This is a genomic window from Paenibacillus sp. FSL M7-0656 (assembly GCF_038003225.1).
Classification (GTDB): domain Bacteria; phylum Bacillota; class Bacilli; order Paenibacillales; family Paenibacillaceae; genus Paenibacillus; species Paenibacillus amylolyticus.
Genome location: NZ_JBBOOT010000001.1, coordinates 4,835,837 through 4,850,395, shown reverse-complemented (window position 1 = coordinate 4,850,395; position 14,559 = coordinate 4,835,837). Strand labels below are relative to the sequence as shown.

Genomic DNA, 14,559 nt, shown 5'->3' with positions numbered 1-14,559 from the left:
GAGAGGAGAAGAAACCATCGTATGAAAGGTATTATTAATTTTTCACTGAACAACAAGTTTGCGATTTGGATTCTGACGATTATCATCTCTTTCGCAGGTTTGTACAGCGGATTGACGATGAAACAAGAGACAATCCCAAACATCAACGTACCGTTTCTAAATGTCACTGCCATTGATCCGGGGGCTGCACCGGAGGGAATTGTTGAGGATGTCACGAAGCCGCTGGAAGTAAAACTACGTAATGTAGATGGCGTGAAGACAGTTACCTCCACTTCCATGGAGAACGCAGCATCGATCACACTCGAATTTGATTATGGAACAGATCTGACCAACGCAACTGCAACCGTTCGTGAGGCACTGAATGAAGTTCAACTGCCTGACAGTGTGCAGAAGCCGACCATTTCCAAGTTCAGCATTAACTCTTTCCCGGTTGTATCTCTGAGCCTGTCCGACAAGGACGGCGGTGACCTGGAACAATTGACACGACTGGTTGAATCGGATATTCAGCCTGCACTCGAAGACATTGACGGTGTAGCTCAGGTTCAGGTGTCCGGTCAATATGTGAAAGAAGTTCAATTGAAGTTTGACCAAGCCAAAATGGCCGAGCTGGGCCTGACCGAAGATACGGTAAACGGCATCGTTCAGGGTTCATCCATTCGTGTGCCCCTTGGACTGTTTGAACTGGATAAATCCCAGAAAGCCGTTGTTGTAGATGGAAACATCATCGACATCGATGACCTGAAAAACCTTGCCATTCCAGTTGTACCCGGCGGTGCCGGTGCTTCCGCAGGCAATGGTTCAAACGCAGCCCCACAAGGCTCTGGAGCACCAACTGGTGAAGCTGGTCAAGGTACCGCTCCAGGTGCTTCACAAGGAACGGACCAAGCCGCTGGTGGTAATGCCGGTGTAGGTAGCCCTTCAGGTGCTGCCAACGCAGCTGGTATCCCGACAGTAAAATTAAGTGAAATTGCCAAGATCGAAGTCATCGGTCAAGCGGAATCCATTTCCCGGACAGACGGCAAGGAATCGATTGGTATTTCCATTGTAAAATCCAACGATGCCAACACGGTTGATGTCGTTAACGCAGTCAAAGATAAAGCTGAAGAGTTGCAATCGCAGTTCAAAAATGCTGATTTGACTGTATTGCTTGACCAAGGTAAGCCGATTCAGGACTCGGTGAACACGATGTTGGGCAAAGCCGTTTTTGGCGCCTTGTTTGCCATCCTGATCATCCTGCTCTTCCTGCGTAATATTCGTTCAACCATTATCTCCATTATCTCGATCCCGCTCTCCTTGCTCATGGCATTGACTGCTCTCAATATGATGGATATTACTTTGAACATGATGACGCTGGGTGCGATGACGGTTGCCATCGGACGGGTTGTCGATGACTCCATCGTTGTTATCGAGAACATCTACCGCAGATTAACACTCAAAGGTGAAAGATTGAAAGGCCGTGAACTAGTCCGCGAAGCAACTCGCGAGATGTTTGTGCCAATCCTTTCTTCCACGATCGTAACTATTGCGGTATTCCTGCCACTGGCATTGGTAAGCGGCATGGTCGGTGAGTTATTCACACCATTTGCACTGACCATGGTATTCGCTTTGCTGGCATCCCTGATCGTTGCCATTACCATTGTGCCGATGCTTGCGCACACCCTGTTCCGTGGAGGGTTGAAGAACAAACAGAATCACGAAGAAAAACCAGGCAAAATGGCGGAAGGTTACAAACGCCTGCTGAACTGGACCCTGTCACACAAACTCATCACAGTCAGTATTGCAGTGATCTTGCTGGTCGGCAGTTTGTTCCTGTACCCGTTCATCGGTGCAAGCTTCTTGCCAGAACAACAGGATAAATACGTGACTATTACGTACAGCCCACAAACCGGAGCTTTGCGTGAAGATGTCGAAAAAGAAGCACTCGTTGCCGAGAAGTGGTTGCTGGAACAACCAGGTCTGGAGAAAATGCAATATTCCATCGGCGGAAGTAATCCACTGAGCAGCATGGGTGGCGGTGGTTCCAACTCGGCTCTATTCTATATTGAATATAACGAAGACACGAAAGACTTTACCAAAGTGAAGGAACAGCTTGTAGAAGGTCTGAAGAAAGAAGTTACCGTAGGTACCTGGAATGAGCTCGACATGTCCGGCGGTCTGGGTGGCAGTGGCTTGAGCCTGTCCATCTATGGCGATAATGTAGAGCAACTCAAACCTGTATCGGACGAAATTCTGAAACTGGTTGAAGCAGATAAGGATAATTTTGAAAAAGCAGACACTACACTCGCTGACACCTACGGGCAGTATACGCTCGTGGCAGATCAGGAGAAATTAAGTTCCCTGGGCCTGACTGCAGGCCAACTGGCGATGACGCTGAGCCCGGCACGGGAACGTCCTGTGCTTACGGAAGTCGATATCGATAACAAAACGTACAAAGTATATGTAGAGACAGACAACAAAACATTCAGCAGCATTAAAGAGATTGAGGATGAAACCGTCACTTCACCGCTTGGCATCGAGGTACCAATCAAAGATGTTGCCAAAGTGGAAGAAGGTACATCCCCGAACTCCATCATGCAAATTGATGGTAAAGTTGTTGTACAAGTCACAGCCAACATCCTGGCTTCGGATGTAACGAAAGCTTCTAGTAACCTACAGGCTGAGATCGACAAGCTGGATCTGCCTGATGGCGTTGAAGTGAAGTTCGGCGGTACAACCGAACAGATTAATGATACCTTTACTCAACTGGGTCTCGCCATGCTGGCGGCCATCGCCATTGTATACTTCGTGCTCGTTGTTACATTTGGTGGCGGATTGGCACCATTCGCAATCCTGTTCTCCCTGCCATTTACGGTCATTGGTATTATGGTAGGTCTGTTCATCGCTGGTGGTACGCTCGACGTCTCCGCCATGATGGGTGGACTGATGCTCATCGGTATCGTGGTCACCAACGCTATCGTGTTGATCGACCGTGTTATTCACAAGGAAAAAGAGGGTATGCCTACCCGTGAAGCCTTGCTGGAAGCCGGTGCAACTCGTCTGCGTCCAATCCTGATGACCGCTCTCGCAACTATCGGTGCCCTGTTGCCACTGGTTACGGGCCTCGAAGAAAGTGCGGGGATCATCTCGAAAGGATTAGGAATTACCGTAATCGGTGGTCTGATCAGCTCCACGCTGCTCACGCTGGTTATCGTACCGATTGTGTATGAGTTCCTGATGAAATTTAAAAAGAAAAGAATCGAAGATTAAGAAGTCGTTGATCGTGCTCATGTAACGGTTCGAGTACAACTTAAATACAGACTATAATATTAGCTTCTCGCCCCTTAGCGCATATTGGAATGATTGAATTCCGATGTGATGTTAAGGGGCTTTTTTTTATGTAATTCACACGAGACATAGACTGACATATAAATTCTTTATTTTAATCAAAATCACAAAAAGAACAGTCCCATTTGTCATTTGAAACAAATGAACGTTAGATTTCAGCCCATTGGCTGTAAATAGAATTATAATATGGATTAATTATGTAAGTTGACGGATTCCAGACTCCAGATAGATCACATGTGATTGGGGAAGGATGGTGGTTGTGTGGGGGAGACAACGCTTCATATTCAAGTCAGAGACATGTTAAAACGTCCTGTGTTTCGCAAGGCAGAAGTCCTGGCCAGTGATCGTGCGCTGGAGCGGTATGTTCGCTGGGTTCATATCATGGAGGTTCCCGAGGTGGGGGACTTGCTCAATGGCGGGGAATTGGTGCTGACAACAGGCATTGGCTGGCAGGAGGGTGAGCAGCAAGGCCTGTCTTTTTTGCGTCAGTTAATTGCACGTGGGGCTGCCGGACTCTGTATGGAACTGGGGGATCACACCAAGTTACAGCTCGGGGCTATGAAAGAAATTGCAGTAGCAGCTGATTTTCCGTTGATCTGGTTTCACGAACAAGTCCGTTATATCGATATTACGCAAGACTTGCATTTCACCTTGATTCGCAGTCATCAGCGGATGATCGCTGAACTCGATAGTCTCACCACCTCATTTAACCAACTTCTTCTGAATGGAGACGGGGTACAACCCCTTCTTCGATTATTGTCACGAACAACCGGATTTGCCGTGGCGTTATATCCACTTGAAGGGGAAGCAAGTGCCGTTCCCTACTGCCCTCCAGAGCAGCTGGAGACTCGTCGGCAGGATTGGTTTTTGCAGCGGGAACATTTGGCGGGGGAGGATATTCCGAATTTAATGCAGCTGTCAGATAACACATTGGATGTGATCAGCATGCCTGTTCAGGCGTTGGACTACACCTTTGCCGACCTTGTGCTGATGCATCAAAAGCTGACGGATCAAGATTCAAGCATACCGATCAAACCTTCGGATGAATTCGTCATTCAGGCACTGGAACGATGCGCGGCCGCGATTGCTCAGGACTGGATGCGAACCAAATACATGGAAGAGAAACGCCGCTACAAAGAAGATATGTGGGTCATTGATTGGCTTAACGGACACCACTCCACGAAGGAAATCCATGAATATATATCTACCGTTAATCCCCTTCTCGCAACGAGCAAAGCCACTATTATTTTATTCGACAGCAATCCAGCATACACAGATAGCCTCAGACTTCAGAAGTTGTTAATCCAACGTAACATCGTCGCCCGGTTGGTATTTGCTCGGGAGAACTTCACCCTCTACAGCACCGTTCTGAACCACCAGATCATTCTTATCATTCTCGACCCACTACCTGGATCTCAGCGCAAAAGCAGTCTCTGGCGCTGCATCGAACAGCTACAGCAGCACGAGCAGGAACAGACCCACTGCCTCTTCTCAGGCTTGATCGGTATCAGTCATAACTGCACAGACCTCTCCCGTCTCAAGGATAGTCTGGAATCCGCGAAGGAGACACTGCGAATTCAGAAGGACATCGGTGTGATGCAGCAGCCCTTTTACAGTAATCTTCATTGTTACCGCATCATCGCTAGTATGAAGCAGAGTGGCAATCTGGATGATTTCATCGAAGAATATTTGGGGCCGCTCATTCGTTACGATGTGGAGAAAGGAGGTCAGCTGCTGCGGACCCTCAAGCAATATTTGGTCCTGTGCTGCTCCAAGCAAGAGACGGCCACCGCTCTATATATCGTCAGACAGACACTGTATCACCGTTTGGACAAAATCGAAGCCCTTTTGGGAGAAGACTATATCCTCCCCGAGAAAAGGGTTGCGATCGAACTTGCCATCTACGCTTATGAGTACGTACACGGCCCGATCGCATGAAGAGCTTCAGTATGGTCTACGCTCCCCGTTGCTCCTGAAGCTGGCGAATCAGGATGTGACTGAACCACTTCCGTCCAGACGCCGTGCCTACGTATTGCTCTTGTTTCTCTTCGGGAAGATCCGGGTGCCCCCATATGACGTGAGCACCCTCCAGATGTTCCCGTACCGCATAGATCCGATAACCCTGTGCAACCATTCGCTCTATGGCGATCCTCTCGGTCTCAAATACATCATGATCCGACATCAGCTTCTCCCTCCATTCACTGCCGTCACAGGATGTTTCATCGGTATGGGCGCGCCTGCATCATACTTGTTGCGCTTCACATATTGGCCTGCCCCTGCTGTTCCGGTATACTGCCGATCTCGAATGACATACTCCCCGCGACACAACACCGTCACCGGACATCCCTGTACCTGCATACCTTCAAATGCACTGTAATCCACGTTCATATGATGCGTATCTGCCGATATCACCCTGTTTACAGAGGGGTCAAAAATAACGATATCCGCGTCTGTCCCGACAGCGAGAGTCCCTTTCTGCGGAAATAGTCCAAATAACTTGCTCGCTCTTGTCGAACATAGATCAACCCACTGATTCAGTGTGATCCTTCCTTTGACTACACCTTCGGAATACAGAATGCTGAGACGATCTTCGATGACAGGCCCCCCGTTTGGAATTTTGCTAAAATCATCCTTGCCCAAGTCCTTCTGCCCCTTGAAATTAAACGAGCAATGATCGGAGCCAATCGTCTGCAACTGACCACTTTTCAATGCATTCCACAACACTTCCTGATGCGCTACTTCCCGCAGCGGAGGTGACCAAACATACTTTGCACCCTCAAAGTCCGGCTGATCCATGATCGATTGATCCAGTGTCAAATACTGAGGACAGGTCTCCCCCCAGATCCGGTAGCCCATTTCACGCATACGCGCAATTTGCTCCACTGCTTCTGCACAGGTCACGTGCACCACATACAGCTGTGAATCCGCAAGTGCAGCCAGACGCGCCGCACGGCCTGTCGCTTCTCCCTCCAACATGGATGGACGAGTCAGCGCATGATGAATCGGCTCGGTGCGCCCTTCGGCGAGCGCCTGTCGAACCAGCAGGTCAATGACATCCCCGTTCTCGGCATGAACCATGACGAGTGCGCCGTACTCTTTTGCCTTTTGCAACGTCTGGAAGAGAATCCCGTCATCGGCCTGAAACTGGTTTTTATACGCCATGAACACCTTGAAGGATGACACACCCTCTTCTTCAATGATCTGCGGCAGCTCTTCTAGCACCTGATCATTCATCTCGCCAATCATGAGATGGAAACCGTAGTCGATGGTAGCTTTACCCTCGGCTTTGGTATGCCACTCCTGGAGAGATTCGATTAATGGACGGCCTTTTTGTGTCAGACAAAAATCAATGATCGTTGTTGTACCGCCAAAAGCTGCTGCTGTCGTTCCCGTCGCAAAATCATCCGCCGTTACCGTTCCACCGAAGGGCATATCCAAATGCGTATGCGGGTCGATCCCGCCCGGAATGACGTAACAGCCCGTTGCATCTACAACCTCCATTCGTTCGTCTGGCACCAGTCCGATGCTAATCTGTGTGATTTTACCCTTTTCGATCAAAATATCTGCTTCAAAGGTATCCGACGCCGTGACCAACACACCATTACGAATCAATTTGCGGGTACTCATGATATCGCCTCCTTGGTTGATTGATCTCTAACGGATTGCAACATCGCAATCGCAGACTGCCGTTCATTCCAGGTTACAGGTTCCTGCTCAGGTACAAGTTCAACCATCTCAATCGCCCCATCCACCGGGCAAACGATCGAACACAGATTACAGCCAACACAGTCCTCTTCCACCACTTCCAGATAGGAGCCGATCGGGTCGGTCAACATATCAATACACTGATGCGAGGTGTCCTCACAAGCAATATGGCATTTGTTGCAATTGATGCAGACATCGCGGTTGATGCGGGCGACCACTTTGTAGTTCAGATCGAGATTGCCCCAATCCGAGTAACGTGGAACCGTCTGACCTACCAGTTCTGCTACACTGCTCAGACCCTTTTCATCCAGATAATCGTTCAGCCCATCAATCATTTCCTCCACAATACGGAATCCATGATGCATCGCTGCGGTACATACCTGAACCCCTGTAGCGCCCATGAGCAGAAACTCTGCGGTATCCCGCCAATCAGATATGCCGCCTATGCCAGAGATCGGCACACCCACCTCCAGATTACGTGCACACTCCGCAACCATGTTCAGTGCAATTGGCTTCACAGCTGGGCCACAGTATCCACCATGTGCTCCTTTGCCGCCCACATGGGGCACGGTATTCCACGAATCCAGATCCACACCTGCCAGGGAGTTAATTGTATTGATCAGGGAGATCGCATCTGCGCCACCGCGGACAGCTGCCCGGGCAGTCGCCGTAATATCCGTGATATTCGGCGTGAGCTTCACAATCACCGGTGTGGTCGCCACTTCCTTCACCCACATCGTCTGGAGTTCGACCAGGTCAGGTTGCTGACCGGAGGCAGCTCCCATGCCACGTTCAGCCATACCATGCGGGCAACCAAAGTTCAGCTCCAGGCCATCGACACCGACAGCCTCCACCTTTTTGACAATCTCATGCCACTTCTCCCGCGTAGGTTCCACCATCAGTGAAGCGACAACCGCACGGTCCGGGAAGCGCTTCTTGGTCTCGGCGATCTCCCGCAGATTCACTTCCAGCGGACGATCGGATATCAATTCAATATTGTTAAATCCCGCCACCCGTTGTCCGCCAAAATGGACCGCCGCGAAACGCGAGGATGTATTGATAATTGGCTCACCCAGTGTCTTCCACACCGCACCACCCCAGCCCGCCTCGAACGCACGCTGAACCTGATATCCCGTATTGGTCGGTGGTGCAGAAGCCAGCCAGAATGGATTGGGTGATCGAATACCTGCCAGATTAATGGATAAGTCAGCCATAACGATCCCTCCTTGGTGTTGTTTGAACATATTAGTTACACTGGACACTCCGTACCTTGTCTCCCTCACAACTCACGCCGTCTCTTCCACCTGTCCAGGCAACGCCTTCATGACTGCGGCGGCAGCCAGCTTACCCTGCTGTGCAGCCGAGACAACCATCGCCTCACCCTGGCCCTGACCAAAAATGACATCTCCTGCCGCATAGATCTGAGGATGCGAGGTACGGTACGTATACGGCTCAATCTCGACGACGCCCCAGTGGTGACGCAGCCCAAACGCTTCGATTAATGGTAATAACCGATGCTGCCCAATCGCCCGGATGACCGTATCACATTCAATCATGAACTCCGATCCCTCCACAGGCACTGGCAAGGCACGCCCACCTCCAGGCGGAGTAATCAACTCCATTTTCACGCATTCCACAGCCTGAACCCGACCGTTCTCGTCTCCAATGATACGCTGCGGCATCGTAAACCACCGGAACTCCACACCCTCCTGCTTGGCAAACGTATATTCAAACGCATACGCCGTCATCTGACTTTCCCCGCGCCGATATAACATCTGCACCCGCTCGGCACCAAGACGTACCGAACAAGTCGCTGCATCTATCGCCGTATTACCCGCGCCAATAACGGCGACCTTCAGACCATTCAAAGCGGGTGGAACACCTTGCTTGGTAGACTCCACCAGTTCAATCGCATCATAGACACCTTCGAGTGTCTCCCCTTCAATGCCCAGCATAGGTACTGAACCCATGCCACAGGCCAGAATGACCGCTTCATGTTGCTCCAGCAACTGCGAAGCAGGAATATCCACACCAATGCGCACCCCATAACGGATCTGCACACCAAGTGCCTCCACCTGCTCCACTTCCCATAGCGCAACCGATTCGGGCAAACGGAAGGATACGATGCCGTACGTGTTCAGCCCCCCGCCTTTGGGTTTTGCTTCATAGATCGTCACCTCATATCCTGCACGCCCCAGTTCACGTGCTGCCGACAGTCCTGCTGGCCCCGCTCCCACAACAGCAACGGTTCTCCCATTGGCAGGTGCTGCCTGGAATAACGGCTCATTCTTCGCCCGCGCCCAGTCGGTGGCGTAACGCTGCAAGTCACCAATGCGAATCGGCTTCGACGATTCGTTCAGAACACATGCACCTTCACACAATTCCTCTGTGGGACAGACACGTGCGCAACTGGCTCCAACCGGATTTGCATCCATGATGGTGCGGGCCGAACCTTTCAGGTGACCTGTGGATATTTTGCTAATAAAAGAAGGGATATTAATGTCGGTTGGACAGGCTTTGATACAAGGTGCATCGTAACAGTACAGACAGCGGTTTGACTCCTCCATCGCTTCCTTGCCTGTCATGGCGGGTTTCATCTCGGCAAAACGACTCTCCCACCCATAATCGGATAACGTTGTTCCTGAGCTGTTCATCAATGTCATGCACCTCCTGAAGTTTGATCCGCGCAGCTTCCAGCTACTTTTACATACTAACCAGATGTTCGTACGTTTCCGGCCTGCGATCTCGGTAGAACTGCCACACATTACGTACCTCACGAATCATCTCCGTATCCATCTCGCCAATGACGACCTCATCCTGATCCCGGCTGCCGATCGCTACCATTCTGCCTCGCGGGTCGACCAGGTACGACTGTCCATAAAATTCACCCATATTCCATGGCGCTTCCACGCCAACCCGGTTGATGGCCGCTACATAATAGCCGTTAGCTACCGCGTGAGCAGGCTGTTCCAGTTTCCACAGATATTCCGATGTACCCGCAACCGTAGCGGACGGATTGAACACTATCTCTGCCCCCGCCAGCCCGAGCAATCGTGCCCCTTCCGGAAAATGACGATCATAACAGATGTACACGCCGACTCTGGCGTAGGCCGTATCAAATACCGGAAACCCAAGGTTACCTGGTTTGAAATAATACTTTTCCCAGAACCCATTCGTACCCTCACCTGCTTCCACATGTGGGATATGATGTTTGCGGTATTTTCCCAAATATGAACCATCTGCATCAATGACGGCTGCCGTATTGTAATACGAAGCAATGCCCTCCACCTCATACACGGGTAAAATAATCACCACCGCAAGCTCCTTCGCCAGTTCCTGAAAACGTCTGGTCGTTGGCCCTTCCGGCACCGGTTCAGCGGATGCATACCATTTGGGATTCTGCTCTGTGCAAAAGTACGGTCCATAGAATACTTCCTGCAATCCAATGATCTTGGCCCCTCGTGCAGCAGCTTCACGGACCAGCGCAATGTGCTTCTGAACCGCAGCTTCTTTGTGCTCCTCAACGGGAGCCGAACCTTCAATCTCATGAGAAGCCTGGATTAATCCGATGCTGATTTTGCCCATAACGTCACAACGCCTCCTCAGGTAAAATGATTGGTTGGTTCACTCCACTGCACATCCTCCGAATGGTGCGATATAACACTTCCGTGCCGAGTCCAATATCCTCCGGGGAGGAATATTCGCTGGGATGATGACTGATGCCGTCCTTGCTGCGGACAAAGATCATGCCATAATCACACACAAGCGAAAGGGCCAACGCATCATGGAACGGACCACTCATCAGTTCTGGCAGAGTAACCCCGATTTCTTCCGCGGATGAACGAATCACCGACTTGATTGGCTCTGCACAATACCGCGGCTCACTATTCGTATCCTCTGTCAGCGAGTAGTTTAGACCATATCGGAAACTCACGTCATCCAAAATGTTCATCAATCGGGCTTCAAGCCGGCTCCTGCGCTCCATCTCCATGTCTCGCAAATCCATCGTGAAGCTGACTTCCTCCGGGATGATGTTCCGTGAGTCTGGAAACACCCTCAGACTTCCCACCGTACCTACGGTTGGGGCTGCCGGGTCTTCTCTCACCATGTCATCAAAAGCCGCAATGACTTTGGCGCTACCTACCAAAGCGTCATGCCGCATCCCCATCGGAACGGAGCCAGCATGACCGGCCATGCCTTTCATCGTCACCGTAAGCCACAGCGGGCCGGAGATGCCCGTCACCAGACCTACTGGTGCATTCAGCGCTTCCAGCACGGGGCCCTGCTCAATGTGCAGCTCCAGATAACTGCCTATGGAACCTGGCGGATAGATCGCTTCTTCAAAATCCGAAGGAGAACAGCCGAAGGCTTCCAGCGCCTCCCGACGGGTCACTCCGTTTTTATCCTGCCGCTCCAGTTCGCCTTCTTCCAACTGACCGGTTATACCACGTGAGCCGAACAGGCCTTTGTTAAAACGGGAACCCTCTTCATCGCAAAAGGCAATTATCTCAATTGGCATCAGGGGCTGAATACCATTTTCGATCAGGCACTGCACGGCTTCGAGTGCACCGAGCACACCAATCGCTCCATCATATCGACCGCCATACGGCTGAGAGTCGATGTGGGAACCAATCATGAGGATTGGCAGCGCCTGATCCGCACCTTCCAGACGACCAATCAGATTACCGAAGGCATCAAGTCGTGTCGTCAGACCGGCATTTTCCATCCAGAGACGAACTTGTATGATGCCATCCATATCTTCCGGGGTCAGGGCAAGTCGGCAAACACCCGTCTCCGCGATTCGGCCAATCTGTGACAACTGCTCAATTCGCTCATTCAGCCGAAGCTGATTAATGACTTTGCCTGTTGTGGTCTGCATCCTTCCTCGCCTCCTTGCGCTTATTTTCGCGTAATGATATGAAAATTTTCATTTTGCTTGCTAAACCGTAAACGTCTGTCGTACCTGTGTATGGCAACTAACCTGCGTCCAGACTACGTAGCGCAATGAGCAAACTTCCAGCGATCAGATCCAACTCATCCTCGGTCGTGACAAATGGCGGAGAGATCGTCAAAATGTTTGCAAACCCCGGCACGGTATCGCCGTTCTTGCCAATCAGGATGCCATCCCTTTTACAACTGGCGAGTACCTTCATTACTTTGTCCGCCTCCGCAGGAGACCCGTCTGCTTCAATCAATTCAATGCCACAGGCGAACCCGAATGAACGGATATCCCCCACAATGGACAGCTCCAGCAATGGCTCCAGCTTCTCACGAAGCAGATGTCCCAGTTCTTCCGCGCGGCTGACCAGATTCTCTCGTTCCAGAATCTCCAGATTCGCCAGTGCCACCCGGCAGGACACCGGATTTCCGCCAAATGTATTCACATGGCGAAAATGGGCATCCGGTCCGGGTTCGCGGAACGTGTCATACAGATCGGCTCGCACGGCCGTTGCCGATAGCGGCGAATAGGCACTGGTCATGCCTTTTGCCATCGTCACAATATCTGGCTGTACACCATAGTTCTGATGACCAAACTTCTGCCCAGAGCGACCAAAACCGCAGATTACCTCATCCACAATGAGCAGCACGCCATAGCGCTGACAGATCTCTTGCACGGTACGCATATAATCCGGCGGGGGCACAATCATGCCGCCTCCTGTAATCACTGGCTCCATAATTACTGCGGCAACCGTCTCAGGACCTTCCCAACGAATCACCTCTTCATAGATGGTTGCACATTCGAGTCCGCATCCATCCTTGTTTCGTCCAAACGGACAGCGGTAACAATACGGTGGTGGAACATGAGAGAAACCTACGCCGAGTGGCTCGTATTTGATCTTGCGAGCGGCTTGCCCGGTGGCTCCCAGCGCTCCCATGGAGTTGCCGTGATAGGCACGGTGACGGGAAATGAATTTGTGCCGAGTAGGCTCACCATTCTGATGGTGATACTGACGGGCTATTTTGAAAGCCACCTCATTTGCATCTGAACCTGAGTTGGAGAAGAATATTCGATACTCCCCCTCCAGCCATTCATTCAGCTTCTCCGCCAGCAAAATCGCTGGTTCGTGACTCTGTGTCATCGGTACATAAGCAATTGCTTTCATCTGTTCATAGGCACTTCTCGCAATCTCCTCACGGCCATGCCCCACATTCACACACCACAGTCCAGACATCGCATCCAAATAACGCGTACCATCCTGATCGGTGATCCAACTGCCCTCCCCGCTTACTGCAATCATTGGATGATCGTTATGAGGCGAGATGTGATGCCATACGTATTTGCGATCCTTCTCCAGCCATTCTTCCTTCGTACCGCCAAGCGGCTGGGGCTGCTGATCTACAGAACTCATTCGTCATCCTCCTCCACGCGCTTATTTCACAGCTTCTTCATAGATACTCTTCTCCAGCGCTTCATCCAGGTTGGCGGCTTTTTTGATCAAACCATAGTTCAGTGCAATATCCGCAGTTCGGGTAAACGACTCATCTACAAAGCTGCCGACTTGCTGCTCCGTAAACCCTTCCGGGCGAATTAGCTTTGCAATCTCTTCCAGCATTGTTACCTGATGCTCACGAGTGGTACTACCATCCGTCACATTACTCATCACGATATCCACCGTTTCATCCTGTTGATCAATGGCGTAGTTCCAGCCTTTCAAAATGGCACGGGTCACTTTGACCGCAAGCTCACGGTTGCTGTCTACCCAATCCTTTTTGGCAATCAGCGTATCCTCCAGCATCCCAACACCGGCATCTTCAATATTGAATACATCCAGATCGGATTCTTTCATCCCACTTTCCAGCACCACGTGAAATTCGTTATAGATCGTTGCCGTCGCCACATCTACCTGATCGTTGAAAAACTGATCCATCGTGAACCCCTGCTTCACCAGTTCAATATCCTTCTTCGGATCCAGACCATTCTTCTCCATGAACGCGAGCACCTGAAACTGCTGACTGCCAAACCAGGTACTGACCTTCTTGCCTTTCATCTGAGCCGGATCAGTAATACCTAGGGACTTCTTGGCAATCAAGCGATAGCTACTCTTCTGTGAGATCTGGGCGAGTGAGACGAGTGGCAGACCGTTATCCCGGCTGACCAGCAAACTGTCTACACCCGTAATGCCCACATCGGCCGCACCATTGACCACCTGCTGCTCTATCACGATATCCGGACCACCCGGAATAATCTCGGCATCAATGCCTTCATCTGCAAAAAAACCTTTTTCCTTCGCTGCATAGATCCCGGCAAATTGTGCCTGCGGCACCCATTTCAGCTGAATTTTCACTTTGGTTAACGGTTGATCCGCCTCTCCTGACCCTCCTGAACTTGCAACGACAGGCTCAATAGCCGGCTCGGACTTCGTAGAACATGCACCCAGCATCGTAACAACCAACAGGACCAATACCAGCAAACCCGGCTTCAACGTTTTGTACATGTACAGAACAACTCCCTGTTTATATACGATTTATCAAGCATCAGTCCGTGTTCAAAAAGTCTACTTTTCAGTACCGTGGACTTTTTGAACAACC

General features: G+C 50.8%; 10 protein-coding genes. 2 read left to right on the top strand and 8 right to left on the bottom strand.

Going from position 1 to position 14,559, the window contains the following annotated elements; translation table 11 throughout:
• Positions 1 to 21 precede the first annotated feature (21 nt).
• Positions 22 to 3,246: an efflux RND transporter permease subunit gene (locus MHI01_RS21385; RefSeq protein WP_047840724.1), complete on the top strand. Its 3,225-nt coding sequence runs from the start codon at positions 22 to 24 to the stop codon at positions 3,244 to 3,246.
• Positions 3,247 to 3,585: 339 nt separating this feature from the next.
• Entirely contained in the window at positions 3,586 to 5,262 is a 1,677-nt protein-coding gene (locus tag MHI01_RS21380) for a PucR family transcriptional regulator (protein WP_340984079.1), read from the top strand.
• 16 nt (positions 5,263 to 5,278) lie between these two features.
• On the opposite strand, the gene MHI01_RS21375 is transcribed toward MHI01_RS21380, so the two are convergent.
• The 8 genes from MHI01_RS21375 to MHI01_RS21340 all read right to left on the bottom strand — a co-directional run bounded on the left by MHI01_RS21375 (position 5,279) and on the right by MHI01_RS21340 (position 14,465).
• Positions 5,279 to 5,506 carry a hypothetical protein gene (locus tag MHI01_RS21375; RefSeq protein WP_047840726.1) on the bottom strand — a complete coding sequence of 76 codons (228 nt, stop codon included), beginning with the start codon at positions 5,504 to 5,506 and terminating at the stop codon, positions 5,279 to 5,281.
• Positions 5,506 to 6,951, bottom strand: coding sequence for a dihydropyrimidinase (gene hydA, locus MHI01_RS21370; RefSeq protein ID WP_315371239.1), 1,446 nt, complete (start codon positions 6,949 to 6,951; stop codon positions 5,506 to 5,508). Before hydA ends, MHI01_RS21375 begins: the two co-directional genes overlap by 1 nt.
• A complete protein-coding gene (gene preA, locus MHI01_RS21365; protein WP_340984078.1) occupies positions 6,948 to 8,243 on the bottom strand; it encodes an NAD-dependent dihydropyrimidine dehydrogenase subunit PreA in 1,296 nt (431 codons plus the stop codon). The genes hydA and preA overlap by 4 nt, the downstream gene beginning before the upstream one ends.
• 72 nt (positions 8,244 to 8,315) lie before the next feature.
• Positions 8,316 to 9,683, bottom strand: a complete 1,368-nt coding sequence (locus MHI01_RS21360; RefSeq protein ID WP_340984888.1) for an NAD(P)-dependent oxidoreductase — start codon at positions 9,681 to 9,683, stop codon at positions 8,316 to 8,318.
• Positions 9,684 to 9,732: 49 nt separating this feature from the next.
• A complete protein-coding gene (locus MHI01_RS21355; protein WP_340984077.1) occupies positions 9,733 to 10,614 on the bottom strand; it encodes a nitrilase-related carbon-nitrogen hydrolase in 882 nt (293 codons plus the stop codon).
• A gap of 4 nt (positions 10,615 to 10,618) precedes the next feature.
• Positions 10,619 to 11,908 (bottom strand): M20 family metallo-hydrolase, encoded by a 1,290-nt coding sequence (locus MHI01_RS21350; protein WP_340984076.1) that lies wholly within the window; start codon positions 11,906 to 11,908, stop codon positions 10,619 to 10,621.
• Positions 11,909 to 12,005: 97 nt separating this feature from the next.
• Positions 12,006 to 13,379, bottom strand: coding sequence for an aspartate aminotransferase family protein (locus MHI01_RS21345; protein ID WP_340984074.1), 1,374 nt, complete (start codon positions 13,377 to 13,379; stop codon positions 12,006 to 12,008).
• Positions 13,380 to 13,400: 21 nt separating this feature from the next.
• Positions 13,401 to 14,465 (bottom strand): ABC transporter substrate-binding protein, encoded by a 1,065-nt coding sequence (locus MHI01_RS21340; protein ID WP_445744907.1) that lies wholly within the window; start codon positions 14,463 to 14,465, stop codon positions 13,401 to 13,403.
• Positions 14,466 to 14,559: the final 94 nt, after the last annotated feature.

Excerpts from the sequence above, each read along its gene's own strand:
- MHI01_RS21350 (WP_340984076.1), bottom strand. The coding sequence starts at position 11,908 with ATGCAGACCACAACAGGCAAAGTCATTAATCAGCTTCGGCTGAATGAG.
- MHI01_RS21340 (WP_445744907.1), bottom strand. The coding sequence starts at position 14,465 with ATGTACAAAACGTTGAAGCCGGGTTTGCTGGTATTGGTCCTGTTGGTT.
- MHI01_RS21360 (WP_340984888.1), bottom strand. The coding sequence starts at position 9,683 with ATGAACAGCTCAGGAACAACGTTATCCGATTATGGGTGGGAGAGTCGT.
- preA (WP_340984078.1), bottom strand. The coding sequence starts at position 8,243 with ATGGCTGACTTATCCATTAATCTGGCAGGTATTCGATCACCCAATCCA.
- MHI01_RS21355 (WP_340984077.1), bottom strand. The coding sequence starts at position 10,614 with ATGGGCAAAATCAGCATCGGATTAATCCAGGCTTCTCATGAGATTGAA.
- MHI01_RS21385 (WP_047840724.1), top strand. The coding sequence starts at position 22 with ATGAAAGGTATTATTAATTTTTCACTGAACAACAAGTTTGCGATTTGG.
- MHI01_RS21345 (WP_340984074.1), bottom strand. The coding sequence starts at position 13,379 with ATGAGTTCTGTAGATCAGCAGCCCCAGCCGCTTGGCGGTACGAAGGAA.
- MHI01_RS21375 (WP_047840726.1), bottom strand. The coding sequence starts at position 5,506 with ATGTCGGATCATGATGTATTTGAGACCGAGAGGATCGCCATAGAGCGA.
- hydA (WP_315371239.1), bottom strand. The coding sequence starts at position 6,951 with ATGAGTACCCGCAAATTGATTCGTAATGGTGTGTTGGTCACGGCGTCG.